This is a genomic window from Nonomuraea sp. 10N515B, from assembly GCF_052245915.1.
In the GTDB taxonomy this organism is placed as follows: Bacteria; Actinomycetota; Actinomycetes; order Streptosporangiales; family Streptosporangiaceae; genus Nonomuraea.
On sequence record NZ_JBQQBQ010000001.1, the window covers coordinates 74,846 to 90,101 of the forward strand.

Consider the following 15,256-nt stretch of genomic DNA (forward strand, 5'->3'; position numbering starts at 1 on the left):
ACTACTCCGCGGGAGACCGTTCGATCAACGCGGCGAGCAGCGCCGCGGTGGCCGCGCAGCCCAGGCCGATCCCCCAGCCGAGCGGGCCGACGGGGCGGCAGCCGAAGACCTGGCTGAGACCGGGCGTGGAGACGATCAGCACCAGCGTGGCCAGGGACAACAGCGCGGCCAGCACCACCACCCGGTCCCGCCCGCCCAGCGCGAGGGTCTGGAGCAGCTGGGCCGCCACCAGGCCGATGAGCCCGACCGTGTCGGCCCGGCCCCGCGTCCCGCTCATCCGCGCGAGCAGCCACGCCGCCCCCGCCGCGACGCCCGTGGCCACCGCCCGCAGGTAAATGTCCCTGGTCAGAGCGGCGCCGAGGGAGACCTCGGGTCCCTCGGCGAGCAGCCGCTCGGGGCTGGCGGCGCTGGGCGGCCGGATGGCCACCGCCATGGCGGGCAGCATGTCGGTGAGCAGGTTGACCAGCAGGAGCTGGCGGGCGTTCAACGCGGTGCGGCCGGTGAGCAGGCTCGATCCGAGCGTGAAAGCGATCTCCCCGACATTGCCGCCGAGCAGGATGCCCAGCGCGTCGCGGACGGAGGCCCACATACCCCGTCCCTCGACGATCGCCTCGATGATCGTCTCGATGCGGTCGTTGAGCATGACGATGTCGGCGGCGGCCTTGGTCGCGGGAGCGGCGTGCGAGCCCAGAGACACGCCCACGTCGGCGAGCCGGATCGCGGGCACGTCGTTGGCGCCGTCGCCGGTGACGGCCACCACCCTGCCCGCCGCGCGCAGCCTGGTGACGATCCGCGCCTTGTGCTCGGGCGTGACCCGGGCGAAGACCGCCACATCCGGCAGCGCCTTGGCCAGGACCTCGTCGTCCAGCTCCTCCAGCTCGGGGCCGGTCATCACGCGCCGGCCGTCCAGCGCGCCGATCTCCGCCGCGATGGCCTCCGCCGTACTGGGATGATCCCCGGTGATCATGACGACCTGCACACCGGCGCGGACGAGCCGCTCCACGCTGCGCTTGGCCGTCGGGCGCACCGGATCGGCCAGCCCGAGGAACCCGAGGAAGCACAGGCTCTCGATGCGGGACTCGTCGAGATCGGCGCGGCTGGAGGCGGGCCGCTCCGCCACGGCGAGCACCCGATAACCGCGCAGGGCGAGCCGGTCCACCTCCTGCTCCAACCGCTGCCTGATCGCGAGGTCCAGCGGCACGACCCGCCCGTTCACCACGACGTTCGTGGACTGGCCGAGCACCACTTCTGGAGCGCCCTTGACGCTCAGCAGTTGCCCCGACTCGCCGCGGCCGAGGACGGCGTGGTAGCCCCGGGCCGGCTCGAAGGGCAGCTCGGCCACGCGGTGCCAGGTGCGCAGCCCCTCCTGAGGGGTGATGCCCAGCCTCTCGGCGCCGTCCACGATCGCGCGGTCCGTGGGGTGTGGGATGGCCCGCCCGCCTCCGAAGCGCGGCCCCGCGCGCAGCGCCGCGCCCACGATCGCCCGCAGCTCGGGCGCGGCCTCCTCCACCTCCTGCTCGATCTGGCCGTCCGACACCAGGCGCAGGCTGATGTGGCCCTCGGTGAGCGTGCCCGTCTTGTCGAAGCAGAGCACGTCCACCCGGCCCAGCGCCTCGATCGTGGACGGGTTGCGGACCAGCGTGTTGCGGGTCGACAACCGCTTGGCGGAGGCCAGCTCGGCCACGGTGGCGACGAACGGCAGCCCTTCGGGAACCGCCGCGACCGCCATGCTCACCGCCGGGGCGAGGGCTTGGGTCAGCGGCGAGCCACGCAGCAGCTCGACCAGCATGAGGACCACACCGGAGCCGACCGCGGCCGGGAGTATCCGCCGGCTCAGCGCACGCAGCCGCAGCTCCACGCCGCTCGGCGGCGGCTCCTGCCGGGCCAGTCTGGCGGTCCTGCCCGCTTCGGTCGCCTCGCCGGTGGCCACGATCACGGCGAGCCCGTGCCCGGCCGCGACGGTCGTGCCCTCGTACACCATCGAGGCGCGGTCCGCGACGGCGGGCGCCGCGACGGGTGCCGCGGTCTTGGGCACGAGCTGCGACTCGCCAGTGAGCGGCGACTCGTCGACCTCGAGCCCGGCCGCCTGGATCAGCCTCCCGTCGGCCGGCACGGCATCGCCCGCCCTGAGCTCGATCACGTCGCCCGGCACCAGATCGTCGGCGTATGCGGCCACCTCACCTGCGGCGCGGCGCAGCCGGACCCGGACGGCGGTGGTCTCCGTCAGGCGCCGCAGCGCGCGCCCCACACCCCGCCGCTGGGCGCCGCCGAGCAGGGCGTCCACCACGATCACGCCGGCGATCAGCACAGCGTCGAGCACCGAGCCGAACGCGGCCGACACGCCCGCTCCCGTGGCCAGCACCGGGGTCAGCGGGTTGGCGAGCTCTCTCGCGGTCTCGCCGACCAGGGACTCCGGGCCGATCTTCACAGGGCGGATCGAGACGGTCCTGCGGCGCTCCGCCTCGGCCTCGCTCAGGCCGTCCGGCGAGGACCCGAGCCGGGCCAGGACGTCGCGGACGGCCATGGCGTGCCAGGGCGTGTGGTCGGCCTGGACCGGCGGCTCCGCCCGCCCCATGCGCCGGCCCGCCCACTCGCCGGTCGCGAGGGCGGCCAGCACGGTCAGGTTGTGGACGAGCTGGGCGCGTCGAACCGCGGTCGCGGCCGGACCGAGCAACGTCACCCCGGTGCCGGCGATCGACCCGGCGGCCGCCGTCCACACGCCGCGCACACTCGCCCTCCTGGCCGCCGGCAGGCATTGGAGCAGCAGGTGCACGCCGTCGAGCCCGCCCATGACGTCGGCGTCCCACGGAACCCGCCGTACCCCGTCGAGCACGCCGACGCCCAGGTCGGCCTGCCGCAACGCGCGCCGCCCGCGCCGCGACACCACGGCCACGCCGTGCCCCTCGGCCTGCAACGCCCGCACCGACGCGGCCAGCCGCGACCCGCCGGGCACGACCTCCTCCACCCGCAGCCGCCCGGCCAGTCCCGGATCGGCATCGGCCAGCACCATCCGGCACGTCTGTTGGGGCGCCGCGACCACGGCCTCGGCAAGGGGATGCAGCTCGCGGGCCAGGCCGACCACGGCGATCGGCACACCGTCCCTGGCCACCGCGACCCGCCGGAGCCCCTGTTCAAGCCATCGCTCGGGCACGTCCTCCGGCGGCGCGGGCGCCGCGCTCCACCCGTCGCGCCGCCGCCGGGCCACGGGGTCGGCGAGGTCGAGCAGCGCGTAGAGCCGGGCATGCAGGTCGTCGAGGTCCACATCGGGGGCGAGCGGCACGACGCTGTCAATCGTCCACGCTCCCGTGGTGAGCACGGTGGCGTCCAGCACGACGGTGTCGATCCGGTCCATGCGGCGCAGGGCGTCGCGGTCGAGCACGATCGTGCCACGTCCGGCCAGACAGCGCGCCACGGCGCTGACGAAGGCCTCCCTGCCGAGACTGGCCGCCTTGGGGATGCCTGAGACCAGCATGGACACACCCCGCTGGTAGCTGTGGCTGACGATCGTGGTCAGGCCGTGGGCGGCCACCGTCGCGGCGCCGGCCGCGTCGGCGTAGCGCTCCACGGGGCCGAGCGGCAGCGGCGCCGGACGCGTCGCGGCGGCGGCCCTGGTATGCCGGTACGCCCCCTCCTCGGCGGCGAACTCCTCCTCTCGCCGCTCCCACGCCCGGCGACCGGCGCGCGTGTCGACGTACCGGCCGGCTGCGGCAACGGAGTCGATCAGCAGCGACAGCGGTCGCACGGCCAGCGTGGCGGAGACGACCCGGCCCGTCGCCAGCATCGTGTCCACGACCGGCTTGCCGGCGCGCTGCTCCAGCGCGCCGCGGACCCACGGGGTGTGCTCGATCAGCGCGAGGACGCTCGGCACCGCCACGGGGAGCCGTGGTGCGCGGGTCAGCGCGCCGGCCATGGCGATCCCGGCGCCGGCGAGGTGCAGGCAGAGGCCGACCGCGGCGCGGGCCTGCTGCTCCACGCCGTCGAGCACACGACCGTCCCCCAGCGGCTCGCCGCCCTCGTCGAGCTCCTCCACGACGGCCACGAACTTGTCCACGTCGGCCGTCTCGTCGCAGGCCACGAACACGCAGCCGAGCGCCCCGTTCACCTCGGCGCGCGGCGCTCCCGCCGAGCGCAGCCGCTCTTCGAGAGCGCGAGCCGGCCGCTCGGTACGCGGCCCGCCGATGTTCCGCAGTTCGATCCGGACCCCGCCCGCACAGGCTCGGACCCGGCGAGCGCGTGGCAGGACGCTTCGCACGGGTTCGGGGAGCATGTTCAGGATCGTGTCAACGGAGAGCAGACCGGACAACGCCGTGTGACCTCCCGTCCGCGCTACTCGTTCTTGCGTCTCGTCGTCGTGGTCACGATGATCGTGCCGGCGCCGATGAAAGCTATTCAGGTTCCTTATCCATCGCCTGACCCCTTATTCCGGGCGGTAGAGATTTGACTGTCTTTGCGGGCCGTAATTCCCGGCCGCACCACGGCGACCGGGCACCTCAGGTGGTGCAGCACCGCATGGCTGACCGAGCCGAGCACCGCCGAGGCGAAGCCACCCAGCCCACGCGAGCCCACGACGACCAGGTCGGCTGTGCCGCCCGCCTCGATCAGGAAGTTGACCGGATGGCCGACCACCGTCTCATCGGTGATCGCGACATCCGGATTCCCGTCGCGCCAGCGGGCCACCCGCTCCTGCGCCGTCTCGGTCTCCTGCTCGTAGGCGTCCTCCAGGAAGCTGCCGTACGCGGCGGCATACGTCGAGACCACCGGGGCCTGCCAGGCATAGATGACGTGCAATGGAACCTCGCGAGCACGCGCCTGCTCGACGGCGTAGCGCATCGCGGCCTCGGAATGCTCCGAGCCGTCGTATCCGACGACAACCCGTCCGTGCACCACCACCGAAGTCTCGCGTACGACCACCACCGGACCGGCGGCGTGCCCGGCGACGCCCATGCTGACCGAGCCGACCATCATGCCGGCGAACCCGCCGAGCCCCCGGCTGCCGATCACCACGCTGTCGGCCGAGCGGGACTCGCCGATCAGCGTGTCGACCACGTTGCCGGACAGCAACTGCGTGGTCACCTCCACGCCGCGGGTCAGGTCGCGAGCGTGGTCGGCCGCCGCGGCCAGCGTTCCTGCACAGTATCGTGTCGTGTCCACGCGGTAGGGCCATTGCTCGCACACGTGCAAGATCCGCAGGCTCAGCTCTCTGCGCTGCGCATCGGCGGCCGCCCACTCCACAGCCGCCGTCGCCGGTGCGGACCCGTCCACGCCGATCACGATGTGTCTGGCCATCACGCACCTCCCCCGTTCTCCCTCCAGCCTCGCACGATCCGGCCTGCGGAGCGCCCGCGCACGCGCTCCTATCAGCGAATGGCCGGGGCTAGCCAAGGGGGTAGGTTCGGCCCTCGACGCCCCACTCGCCGAACGGCGGCCGCTCGCCGCGGTCGATCGCCCGGATGGAGGGGCGGCCGATATGGGCGAAGACCAGCCGCCCCACCTGGAGATCGCGCGCCTGCCGCGCGACCTGGAGCACGCTCGCGTGCCCGCCCACACCGCCGGCGAAGCGGATCGGCCTGTCCCACCCCGCGGCGTCGGCGAACATCAGGTCCACACCGGCCGCCCAAGCGGGAAAGGCCCAGAACTCCGGCGCCCAGGCGGCCTGCGCCCGATCCGTGCTGATCAGGTAGCCGTAGGTGGGGTGGGAGGTGTGGCTGACCGGCAGCGGCACGATCTCCACCCCCGCGGCCTCGTAGACCGCCACCCCGGCGGTCATCCGGAGCCCCCGCGCCGCGTGGCGGATCTGGGGCATCAGCTCGGCGCGTTCATCGCAGACCAGCCAGCCGTCGAGCCGCTCCCCGCCCGCCGCGTCGCCGCCCCCATCGAGCAGGACCCGGTTGTCCTGCCAGCTGGCCAGGAGCCCGGCGGGGCGGTAGCGCGGGGAGTTCATCGCCCCCACCCCCACCAGGCTGAGCCGCACGGCCGTCATCCGACGGTCCAGATCACGTCCCCGCATGCCGTCAGCATGTCCCTCCCCCTGGGATCAGTATGCCCACGAGCAGTCCGCCGACCTACAGACAAGGGAACAACTGGAGCCCGCTCAGCTTCGCCGTCGAGCGAGCCGAGGAGCCGGGAGGCGTCCTTGAGCCATCCCGCCCCGCGACAGCAATCCGTGTCCCTCGGAGGTTTCGGCGCGTCGATGGGCGGGTGATCGCGCAAGCGGGCCGCGTGACGGATGATCGGTGGCCTGCCACGGGTGAGCAGGCCACCGGAATCGCTATATCTTCCCTTGCTTGATATCCGTCAGGAGATCCCGGAACTCGTCGGCGGCCAGGACGATCGTGCCGCCCGACGGATTCTTGGAGTCGCGCAGCCCGACGCGGCCGTCCGTGAAGAGGGCGACTTCGACGCAATCTCCATTGGACATGCTGTGACGGCTCTTACGCCACCCGCCCCAGCTGGGGTCGATGACCTCGTTCATTTCTCTACCTCGTTCCAGGTGAGGCAGAAGCACCTAGACCGTCGTCCATCTCTTCCCCTGGTTCTCAATGAAGCTCATGGTGTCCTGAGGACTCAAGGCCGCCTCAGAGATCTTCTTGAATGCCACAAGGTGCCGATGGGTTCGCATCTCGTCCTCATCGACTCCGCCGCCCTGCTCCGTCTCTACATAGAGAACATCAGGATGAAGTTCTCCCAGATTCTCAAACGTGGGAAATCTCAGCAGAATAAAGCTTTGAGCCAGCACCGGAGGGCCTTGGCTGTTCAAGAGAACCTGAAGCTCGATATTGGGCCTTTCGGCTACTTCCCGCAAGTGATGCAGCTGCTCCGACATGATTGATTCGTTCCCGAACTTCCGCCTCAGGACGGATTCGTCGAGGACGACCTTCGACGTCAAGGAAGGATCCTGCATGTATCTTTCCCTGCGCGCCATGCGAAGCTCGATACGGCGCCTGATCTGACGAGGAGTCAGTTCGCCCAGCGCGGCGCCTATTACGGCACTCGCATAGGCCTCCGTTTGCAGCTGGCCTGGGATCACCAGAGACTGCCACTCCCATCGCTCTGCCGCCGCGCTTTCGAAACCAAGGAAGCGTATGTAGCCATCCGGGATGGATTCCGAGTATTTCTCCCACCATTCCGGAGCCGAAGACAGCGGCACCAGATCGAGAAGCCGTGACCGATCCGGTTCCGGCATCTCGTAGAGATCCAGCAGTGCTTCTACGTCCTTGGCGTTCGGTAAGATCTGCCCGTTCTCCAGCCTTGAGATCTTCGATGTGGACCACTTGAGCTCAGTCGCCACCTGGGGTCCGCTGAGACCGACAGCCTCGCGCCTCCGGCGCAGCTCCGCTACGAGTCGGCGTCGGTAGACGGTGGGGCTGCCGTCGGCCATTCGGTGCCTCCCCTCTAGTTGATCACGTGTACCCAGCTAAGGTCTTGCACAATCCTTGCCGGGATGTTCGGTCGTTGTACCGGCTGGCTTCCCTGAACTATTCCCAGCGGGAATTTCGCTCGGATTCCCTCCGGCATATCCTCAGGGTAGCCCGCCGAGACGCTGGATCAAGGGAGAAACGCCGAGATGAGGGTCTTCCGCCTGGCCGCCCGCCTCGCCGCCTGCCCCTCCAGGGGTTCTCCACCTGCACGCATCACATGGTCAACGTGAGAGGAACCTCTTGATCATGACCCACGGTAGGCGCATCCTGCACTGGCTCGCCCATGCGATCGAGACTGCCCTGATCGCCGGGCTGCTCATCTTCTCTGTCACCAGAGAACTCGGGGCGGAGCCGCTCGCCGCCCTCGGCGCTGCGGCAGGTGCCTTCATGGCCGTCATGATGGGCTTCGCCGCCTACCTCGCCGCGACGGGAGCCGTAAGACCGCCGGATCCACCGGCTGCGGGTGACGCCTGATTAATGCATCTCATGACGAGGAACACGGGAAACCTGGCGGCGTCGGCGCGCTGCGCCGCCCAGTCAGGGGCGGGCTCGGGCTCGGCCATCTCCTCCAGCCAGAGGCCGTGCCGGCGGAAGGTGTTGACGTAGGTCGAGAGCGTGCGGTGGTTGGCGCCGACCTGGCGGCGCAGGGACGACAGCTCGCCGTCGGCCCGCCACCGGCCCTCGGCGTAATAGCTCGCGTCCCCGGACCACGAGCCCGAGACACCCCGGCCGCCCGGGAAGCACGGGTGCAGGATCGAGCACGCGAAGACGCCCCCGGGCCGGAGCACGCGGGCGGCTCCTGCGATCGCGCCTTCGAGGTCGTCGATGTCGGAGAGGCCGAAGCTGCAGACCACGGCGTCGAACAGGCCGGAAACGCCGGGGATGTCGGATGCGGCCGCGTCGGCGTGGAGGTAGCGGATGCCGAGCGGGGCGGCCTGTTCGGCAGCACGTGCCTTCTCGATCAGGGCTGACGAGAGGTCGACGCCCACGACGTCGGCTCCCCTGCGGGCGAGCGCGCGGCTGATCCGGCCGTGGCCGCAGGCGATCTCCAGGACCCGGCGGCCGGCGATCGGCTCCAGCAGGGCGAGCAAGCGGACGGCTGCGGGGTCGTCGACGGTGTCCGTCCAGCCGGCTGCGTAGAAGTCGGCGACGTCGTCGTAGCGCGCGGCACCTGGCATGCCCTCGACACTACGCGGCCGAGCCCGTCGTGCCCGGCATTGTTCGTCCAGCGCGCAAAGCGCCAGCAAAAGATTCGTTATGACCGTGCATGGTTCAGGTGCGATCGACTCTCCGTAGCGTCCGTGTGATAGCAGGATCGCTCCCGGGTGGACCAGGTACGGGGGACGAAATGGGCGTGCCCGGAATTGCGGCGATCGTCGCGCTCGCGGCGTTGGGCGGAGGTGGCTGGAGCGGCCAGTCCGCGGCGGCCGTCTCCCTGCCCGGTGCCGGACCCGAGCTCCGGATCACCGCAACAGTCAGCCCGGACCCGATGACCACCGGTGGGGTGTCCGTCTACGCGGTGACCGTCACCAACACGGGGGGCGATGATGCCGAGGACGTGACGATCATCGACGCCCTCGACCGCGGCACGTCCCCAGGCCGCCTCCCGGACGGTTGCTCCCTCGCCGGCCAGGCCATCACCTGCGGCGGACCCGGCCTGACCATCCCCCCGGGACAGAGCGTGACCTACGACATCCCCGTCACGACCGACCCGTCGCTCCCCGACGACACGGACGTCGTCGCCCGGGTTCACGTCACCGCCTCGAACGCGACGGGCGACGCCACGCGGCTGATCAGCCGCGCCCGGACGATGGCCGACGTGGAGATCGCCACGACCGGCCCGTCCAGCGTGAAGGCGGGCGCCGGCATCACCTACAGAGTGAAGGTCGGCAACAACGGCCCCTCTCCGGCGGTGGGCGTCACCGTGGAGGACCCCATCGACGGCGACCTGACCACGCCCACGGGTCGCCCGTCCGAATGCCCCGCGGGGAACTGCCGGCTCGGCACGCTGGCTCCGCGCGAGAGCAGGACGCTCGTCTTCACCGCCGCCGCCCCTGACGTCACCGGCGTGATCGACAACTGCGCCGCCGTCTCCACCGTGAGCCACGAGCAGAACACCGGGAACAACCGCTCCTGCACGTCGATCGCCGTCGAGGCGGTCCACAGCCCCAGCCCGTCGCCTGCCCGCACGCTCACCCGCGCCCCACCGGAAAGGCGGGCCCCTGCGGTGGCCGACCGCGCCGAGCCCAGGCCCGGTGGAGACGGTCCGCGCAAGGAGCCACGCGCCACGGTCACCGGCTCGCGTCCGGGCGTGGACCCGTACGAGCCCAGCCCGGTCCCCTCCGGACAGCCGGCGGCACGCGACCACGAGCCCCTGCCGATGACCGGCGTGTCGCTGTGGCTGATCGGTCTCGGCGTGCCGGTGCTGCTCGCGATCGGCCTGCTCGTCCGCTGCCTCTCGAGCCGGGAGTGATCAGGAAGGGCTCCTGGACAACGCCTCCCGGGTCCACGACCCGAGCACCAGCAACGTCTTCGTCCCTGTCACGTCCCCGGCCCGGCGCAGCCGGTCGATGACCTGCTGCAGATGGCCGAGGTCGCGCACCCGTACGTGGATCAGCGCGTCCGGATCCCCCGCGATCGTGAACACCGCCTGCACCTCCGGCACCTCCGTGGCGGTGCGGACGATCTCGCTGACCGGCGTCGTGCCGGGATAGCGCAGCTCGGTGAACGCCTCGATACCCCACCCGAGCTTGGCGTAGTCGATCTGCACGGTGAACCCCTTGATCACACCGAGCTCGCGCAGCCGGTCCACCCGCCGCTTGACCGCGGCCACCGACAGCCCGACCAGGTCCGCCATCTCCGAGAACGTCCTGCGCCCGTCCTCCCGCAGCAGCCTCAGCACGTGGTGATCGATCTCGTCCACGACAGCCATGCCAGAACCCCTTCCTCAGGCGCAAAGAACATCAGCCAGACAGCCGGAAGCTTCATATTGTTTGCGTATTTGGGGCACCTTCTCATCTAATACTTGCGGATGTCCTGCCCACGTTGCTGTGCTGGGAATCACCACGTACGAAGCCAGGAGGAGGTACGCGTGAGCGCGAGCGCGACTCCCGCCCCCGTGTCGCTCGACGACAAGTACACAGCCCCCGACGGCAGGGTGCTCATCTCCGGCATACAGGCCCTGGTCCGCCTGACGCTGGAGCAGCGCCGCCTGGACCGCGAGCGCGGGCTGGACACACGGGTTTTCGTCACCGGTTACCAGGGGTCGCCGCTGGGGGGTGTGGACCTGGAGATGGGGCGGGCGGCCCGGTTCCTGGACGAGGCGGGCGTGGTGTTCCAGCCCGGGCTGAACGAGGAGCTCGCGGCCACGTCGGTGGCCGGAACCCAGATGCTCGCCCAGGTGCCGGGCCGCCGCCACGAGGGCGTGACCGGCTTCTGGTACGGTAAGAACCCCGGCCTCGACCGGGCCGCCGACGCCATCAGGCACGCCAACGCGGCCGGCACCGCACCGCTCGGCGGCGCCGTGGCCTGGATCGGCGACGACCCGGGTTGCAAGTCCTCCACGCTGCCCAGCTCGTGCGAGCCCATGTGCCAGAGCCTGTCCATGCCACTGCTGGCGCCCGGCTCGGTCGCGGAGATCATCGAGTTCGGGCTGCACGCGGTGGCGATGTCCCGCGCCACCGGCCTGTGGACGGGACTGAAGATCGTCGCGGACATCGCCGACGCCTCCGCCACCGTGGACCTCGGCCCGCTGCGGGCCGCGATCCCGGTCCCCGCCCGTACCGCGGGCAAGGCGACGCCGATCCTGCTCGGCCCGGCCGCGCTCGACGCCGAGCACGACATGCTCACTCGCCGGCTCGACCTGGCCCGCGAGTACGCCCGCGCCCACGGGCTCAACCGGGTGATGGCCGGAGCGGGGAACACCGCGCTCGGCATCCTGGCCTCGGGCACCACCTACGCGGTGGTCCTGCGGGCGCTGGCCGACCTCGGCCTGGACGCGGCGGCCATGGACGACCTGGGGGTGCGGCTGATCAGGCTGGCCATGCCGTTCCCCGTGGACTTCGAGGATCTGGCCGCCATGACGGCCGGCCTCGACCGGGTGCTGGTGGTCGAGGACAAGGTCCCGTTCCTGGAGGGGCAGGTCAAGCAGGCGCTGTACGGCGGCGAGCGGGTGCCGGCCGTCGTCGGCAGGGAGCTGCTGACCGCGCGCGGCACGCTCGGCGCCGAGGACGTGGCCAAGGCCATCGCCGCCTGCGTGGGCGCCGACCGGCTCCCGCGGCCGGCGGTCACGGTGACCAAGCGCAGGTCGCTGCCGCTCGTGGCGGCGCGTACCCCCTATTTCTGCTCCGGCTGCCCGCACAACGCCTCCACCCGCACCGCCGACGGCACGCTGGTCGGCGTCGGCATCGGCTGCCACGCGATGATCGCGCTGGACGGGCACGGGCGCGGCACCCAGGTCGGCATCACCCAGATGGGCGGCGAGGGCGCCCAGTGGATCGGGCTGGCGCCGTTCACCGAGGACCGGCATTTCGTGCAGAACCTCGGCGACGGCACCTTCCACCACTCCGGTTCCCTGGCCATCAGGGCGGCCGTGGCCGCCGGGGTGTCGATGACGTACAAGCTGCTCTACAACGACGCCGTCGCCATGACGGGCGGCCAGCGGGCCGAGGGCCGGCTCGACGTGCCCGCGCTCACGCGGGAGCTGGCGGTCGAGGGCGTACGCCGCATCGTGATCACGACGCCGGAGCCGGAGACGTACCGGGGCGTGCGGCTGGCGCCGATCGCCTCCGTACGGCACCGCGACGACCTTGCCGCGGCCGAGCAGGAGCTGGCCGCGCTCGACGGTGTCACCGTGCTCATCCACGACGACCGGTGCGCGGCCGAGGAACGGCGGCTGCGCAAGCGCGGCAAGCTACCCACCCCGGTCGAGAAGGTCGTGGTGAACGAGCGGGTCTGCGAGGGTTGCGGCGACTGCGGCGACGTCTCGACGTGCCTGTCCGTGCAGCCGGTCGAGACCGAGTACGGCCGCAAGACCCGCATCCACCAGGCCTCCTGCAACTCCGACCTGAGCTGTCTCAAGGGCGACTGCCCGTCGTTCCTGCTGGTCGAGCCGGGCACTCCTGCCGCTCGCCAGGCATCGCCGCCGCCTCCGCCCGTGGACGAGCCCGCAGGCAAGCCGGGCGAGGTGCTGATCAGGATGCCCGGCATCGGCGGCACCGGCGTCGTGACCGTCTCGCAGATCCTGCAGATGGCCGCCCACCTCGACGGGCTGCACGCGGCCGGGCTCGAGCAGACGGGCCTGGCGCAGAAGGGCGGGCCGGTGGTCAGCGACGTGCGGATCTCGCCGCGCCCGCTCGCGGGCTCGGTACGCGCCTCGCACGGCCGTGCCGATGTGGTGATCGGGTTCGACCTGCTGGGCGCGGCCTCCGACACCAACCTGGCCGTGGCCTCGCCGGAGCACACCGCCGCCGTGCTGAACACCGCCGTCGTGCCCACCGCCGCCATGGTGACCGGCCGGATGCCCGTGCCGGGGCACGCCTCCGCGGTCGCCCGCGTGGAGTCCGCCACCAGGAGCGTCGTGTGCCTGGACGCCCATGAGCTGGCCGAGGCGCTGTTCGGCGATCACATGCCGGCCAACCTGCTGCTCGTCGGCGCCGCGTACCAGCACGGCCTGCTGCCGGTGTCCGCCGCGGCCATCGAGCAGGCCATCACCCTGAACAGGGCCGCCGTCGAGCAGAACCTCGCCGCCTTCCGCTGGGGCCGCGCGGCGGTGGCCGACCCCGAGGCCGTGCGCCAGGCCGTCCTGCCGGCCGCCGACGAGCCGGCCGAGAAGCTGGACGAGGTCGTGGCGCTGCGCGTGGCCGACCTGACCGGCTACCAGAACGCCGCCTACGCCGCCACGTACGCCGAGGACGTGCGCAGTGTGAGCGACCTCGCGCTCGAGCGGGCCGGCGAGGAGGCCGGCACCGAGATCGCCCTCGCCTACGCCCGCGGCCTGCACAAGCTCATGGCCTACAAGGACGAGTACGAGGTGGCCCGCCTCCACCTCGACCCCGCCGAGCAGGCCAGGAGGGAACGCGAGTTCGGCGCGGACGCGGTCGTCACGGTGCTGCTGCACCCGCCGGTGTTGCGCGCGATGGGCATGAAGCGCAAGATCAAGCTGCGCCGCTCGGCGCCCGTGCTGTTCCGCGGGTTGCGGGCCGCCCGGGTGCTGCGCGGGACGGCGTTCGACGTGTTCGGCCGGGCGCGCGTGCGGCGGGTCGAGCGGGAGCTGGTCGGCGAGTATCGCGAGCTCGTGCGTGCCGCCCTGGCCCGGCTCACCCCCGCGACCGCCGGCACCGTCACCGAGATCGCGGGCCTGCCCGAGCTGATCCGGGGGTACGAGGACATCAAGCTCGCCCGCGTGGCCGAGTTCCGCGAGCGCGCCAAGACCGTGCTCGCGCGGCTGGAAGAGCCCGTTTCGAGCGTGGAGGGATCGTGACCGTCGACCGCCTGCTGCCCGGCCAGGACGCCAAGGACCTGATCGACCTGACCCGCGAGATCGCCGACAAGGAGCTCGCGCGGCGGGTCGACGAGCACGAGCGCGCCGAGACGTACCCGGAAGGGCTGTTCGCGACGCTGGGCGAGGCCGGGCTGCTGGGGCTGCCCTATCCCGAAGAGTATGGGGGCGGCGGGCAGCCGTACGAGGTGTATCTGCAGGTCATCGAGGAGCTGGCGATGCGGTGGGCGGCCGTCGCGGTCGCCACCAGCGTGCACACGCTCGCCTGTTTCCCCGTTTTCGCCTACGGGTCGGAGGAGCAGCGGGCGCTGTGGCTGCCCGACATGCTGGCCGGGCGCCTGATCGGCGGCTACAGCCTGTCCGAGCCGCAGGCCGGCTCCGACGCCGGCGCCCTGACCTGCAGGGCCGAGCGGGTCCCTGACGGCTACCGGATCAGCGGCAACAAGGCGTGGATCACGCACGGCGGCATCGCCGACTTCTACGCCCTCTTCGCCCGTACCGGGGAAGGGACGCGGGGCATCTCCTGCTTCCTCGCGCCAGGGGCGGCCGACGGGCTGACCTTCGGGCGGCCCGAGGAGAAGATGGGCCTGCACGCCGTGCCCACGACCAGCGCCCACTGGGACGGCGCCGTCCTGGAGTCCGACCGCCTGATCGGTACGGAGGGCCAGGGTCTCCAGATCGCCTTCAGCGCGCTGGACTCCGGCCGGCTCGGCATCGCCGCCTGCGCGACGGGCCTCGCCCAGGCCGCGCTCGACGAGGCGGTGGCCTACGCCAAGCAGCGGGAGACGTTCGGCAAGCGGATCATCGACCATCAGGGGCTCGGGTTCCTGCTGGCGGACATGGCCGCCGGGGTGGACAGCGCGCGGGCGACGTACCTGGACGCCGCCCGCCGCCGCGACGCCGGCCTGCCCTACAGCCGCCAGGCCAGCGTGGCGAAGCTCGTGGCGACGGACGCGGCGATGAAGGTGACGACGGACGCGGTGCAGGTGTTCGGGGGGTACGGGTACACGCGGGAGTTCCGGGTCGAGCGGTACATGCGCGAGGCCAAGATCATGCAGATCTTCGAGGGCACCAACCAGATCCAGCGCCTGGTCATCAGCAGGCACCTGGCCAAGTAACCTCCGGGGGAGGACCTCTGATGCGCAGCGTGACCTATTCGATGAGCGTCTCACTTGACGACTACATCGTCGGGCCGGACGGCGGCTGTACGAGTGTTCTCCACCACGCTGTCGGCGGTGCAGGGCAATGCCCGCCTGACCTCCGGTGGCCTGGCGGAGGAGATCGAGCGGTTGCGAGCCGAGCCGGGGGACGGCAACATCGCGAGTGGATCTCGAACTCG

11 protein-coding genes are annotated in these 15,256 nt (G+C 71.6%); 4 read left to right on the forward strand and 7 right to left on the reverse strand.

All coding sequences use genetic code 11. The annotated features are described in order from the left end of the window. Position 1: 1 nt before the first annotated feature. The 5 genes from ACTWQA_RS00340 to ACTWQA_RS00360 form a co-directional block, all read right to left on the reverse strand. Positions 2-4,267 (reverse strand): HAD-IC family P-type ATPase, encoded by a 4,266-nt coding sequence (locus tag ACTWQA_RS00340; RefSeq protein ID WP_443157295.1) that lies wholly within the window; start codon positions 4,265-4,267, stop codon positions 2-4. A gap of 131 nt (positions 4,268-4,398) precedes the next feature. Next, entirely contained in the window at positions 4,399-5,286 is an 888-nt protein-coding gene (locus tag ACTWQA_RS00345) for a universal stress protein (RefSeq protein WP_443157296.1), read from the reverse strand. Positions 5,287-5,374: 88 nt separating this feature from the next. Further along, the gene (locus tag ACTWQA_RS00350) at positions 5,375-6,007 is read right to left on the reverse strand and encodes an MBL fold metallo-hydrolase (protein WP_443157297.1); all 633 of its coding nucleotides are present in this window, start codon (positions 6,005-6,007) and stop codon (positions 5,375-5,377) included. Between the two features lie 261 nt (positions 6,008-6,268). After that, positions 6,269-6,472, reverse strand: coding sequence for a DUF397 domain-containing protein (locus ACTWQA_RS00355; protein ID WP_443157298.1), 204 nt, complete (start codon positions 6,470-6,472; stop codon positions 6,269-6,271). 33 nt (positions 6,473-6,505) lie between these two features. Continuing rightward, positions 6,506-7,378, reverse strand: a complete 873-nt coding sequence (locus ACTWQA_RS00360) for a helix-turn-helix domain-containing protein (RefSeq protein WP_443157299.1) — start codon at positions 7,376-7,378, stop codon at positions 6,506-6,508. A gap of 286 nt (positions 7,379-7,664) precedes the next feature. On the opposite strand from ACTWQA_RS00360, the gene ACTWQA_RS00365 reads away from it, so the two are divergent. After that, the gene (locus tag ACTWQA_RS00365; RefSeq protein WP_443157300.1) at positions 7,665-7,892 is read left to right on the forward strand and encodes a hypothetical protein; all 228 of its coding nucleotides are present in this window, start codon (positions 7,665-7,667) and stop codon (positions 7,890-7,892) included. Here ACTWQA_RS00365 and ACTWQA_RS00370 read toward each other — a convergent pair. Next, the gene (locus tag ACTWQA_RS00370; protein ID WP_443157301.1) at positions 7,832-8,596 is read right to left on the reverse strand and encodes a class I SAM-dependent methyltransferase; all 765 of its coding nucleotides are present in this window, start codon (positions 8,594-8,596) and stop codon (positions 7,832-7,834) included. The two genes, ACTWQA_RS00365 and ACTWQA_RS00370, sit on opposite strands and share 61 nt — an antisense overlap. Positions 8,597-8,772: 176 nt before the next feature. Between ACTWQA_RS00370 and ACTWQA_RS00375 the strand changes: the two genes are divergently transcribed. Further along, complete coding sequence (locus tag ACTWQA_RS00375; protein WP_443157302.1) at positions 8,773-9,891, forward strand: hypothetical protein; 1,119 nt, start codon at positions 8,773-8,775, stop codon at positions 9,889-9,891. On the opposite strand, the gene ACTWQA_RS00380 is transcribed toward ACTWQA_RS00375, so the two are convergent. After that, on the reverse strand, positions 9,892-10,350 hold the full coding sequence (locus ACTWQA_RS00380) for an Lrp/AsnC family transcriptional regulator (RefSeq protein ID WP_443157303.1): 459 nt from the start codon (positions 10,348-10,350) through the stop codon (positions 9,892-9,894). Between the two features lie 159 nt (positions 10,351-10,509). Here ACTWQA_RS00380 and ACTWQA_RS00385 point away from each other — a divergent pair, with 159 nt between their 5' ends. Both ACTWQA_RS00385 and ACTWQA_RS00390 read left to right on the forward strand, forming a co-directional pair. Continuing rightward, entirely contained in the window at positions 10,510-13,899 is a 3,390-nt protein-coding gene (locus ACTWQA_RS00385) for an indolepyruvate ferredoxin oxidoreductase family protein (RefSeq protein ID WP_443157304.1), read from the forward strand. Then, complete coding sequence (locus ACTWQA_RS00390) at positions 13,896-15,035, forward strand: acyl-CoA dehydrogenase family protein (protein WP_443157305.1); 1,140 nt, start codon at positions 13,896-13,898, stop codon at positions 15,033-15,035. Before ACTWQA_RS00385 ends, ACTWQA_RS00390 begins: the two co-directional genes overlap by 4 nt. The last annotated feature ends 221 nt before the right edge of the window (positions 15,036-15,256 follow it).

Bases quoted from the DNA above. Each gene is read 5' to 3' on its own strand.
- ACTWQA_RS00380 (WP_443157303.1), bottom strand. From the start codon at position 10,350: ATGGCTGTCGTGGACGAGATCGATCACCACGTGCTGAGGCTGCTGCGG.
- ACTWQA_RS00365 (WP_443157300.1), top strand. From the start codon at position 7,665: ATGACCCACGGTAGGCGCATCCTGCACTGGCTCGCCCATGCGATCGAG.
- ACTWQA_RS00350 (WP_443157297.1), bottom strand. From the start codon at position 6,007: ATGCGGGGACGTGATCTGGACCGTCGGATGACGGCCGTGCGGCTCAGC.
- ACTWQA_RS00345 (WP_443157296.1), bottom strand. From the start codon at position 5,286: ATGGCCAGACACATCGTGATCGGCGTGGACGGGTCCGCACCGGCGACG.
- ACTWQA_RS00355 (WP_443157298.1), bottom strand. From the start codon at position 6,472: ATGAACGAGGTCATCGACCCCAGCTGGGGCGGGTGGCGTAAGAGCCGT.
- ACTWQA_RS00340 (WP_443157295.1), bottom strand. From the start codon at position 4,267: ATGCTCCCCGAACCCGTGCGAAGCGTCCTGCCACGCGCTCGCCGGGTC.
- ACTWQA_RS00370 (WP_443157301.1), bottom strand. From the start codon at position 8,596: ATGCCAGGTGCCGCGCGCTACGACGACGTCGCCGACTTCTACGCAGCC.
- ACTWQA_RS00360 (WP_443157299.1), bottom strand. From the start codon at position 7,378: ATGGCCGACGGCAGCCCCACCGTCTACCGACGCCGACTCGTAGCGGAG.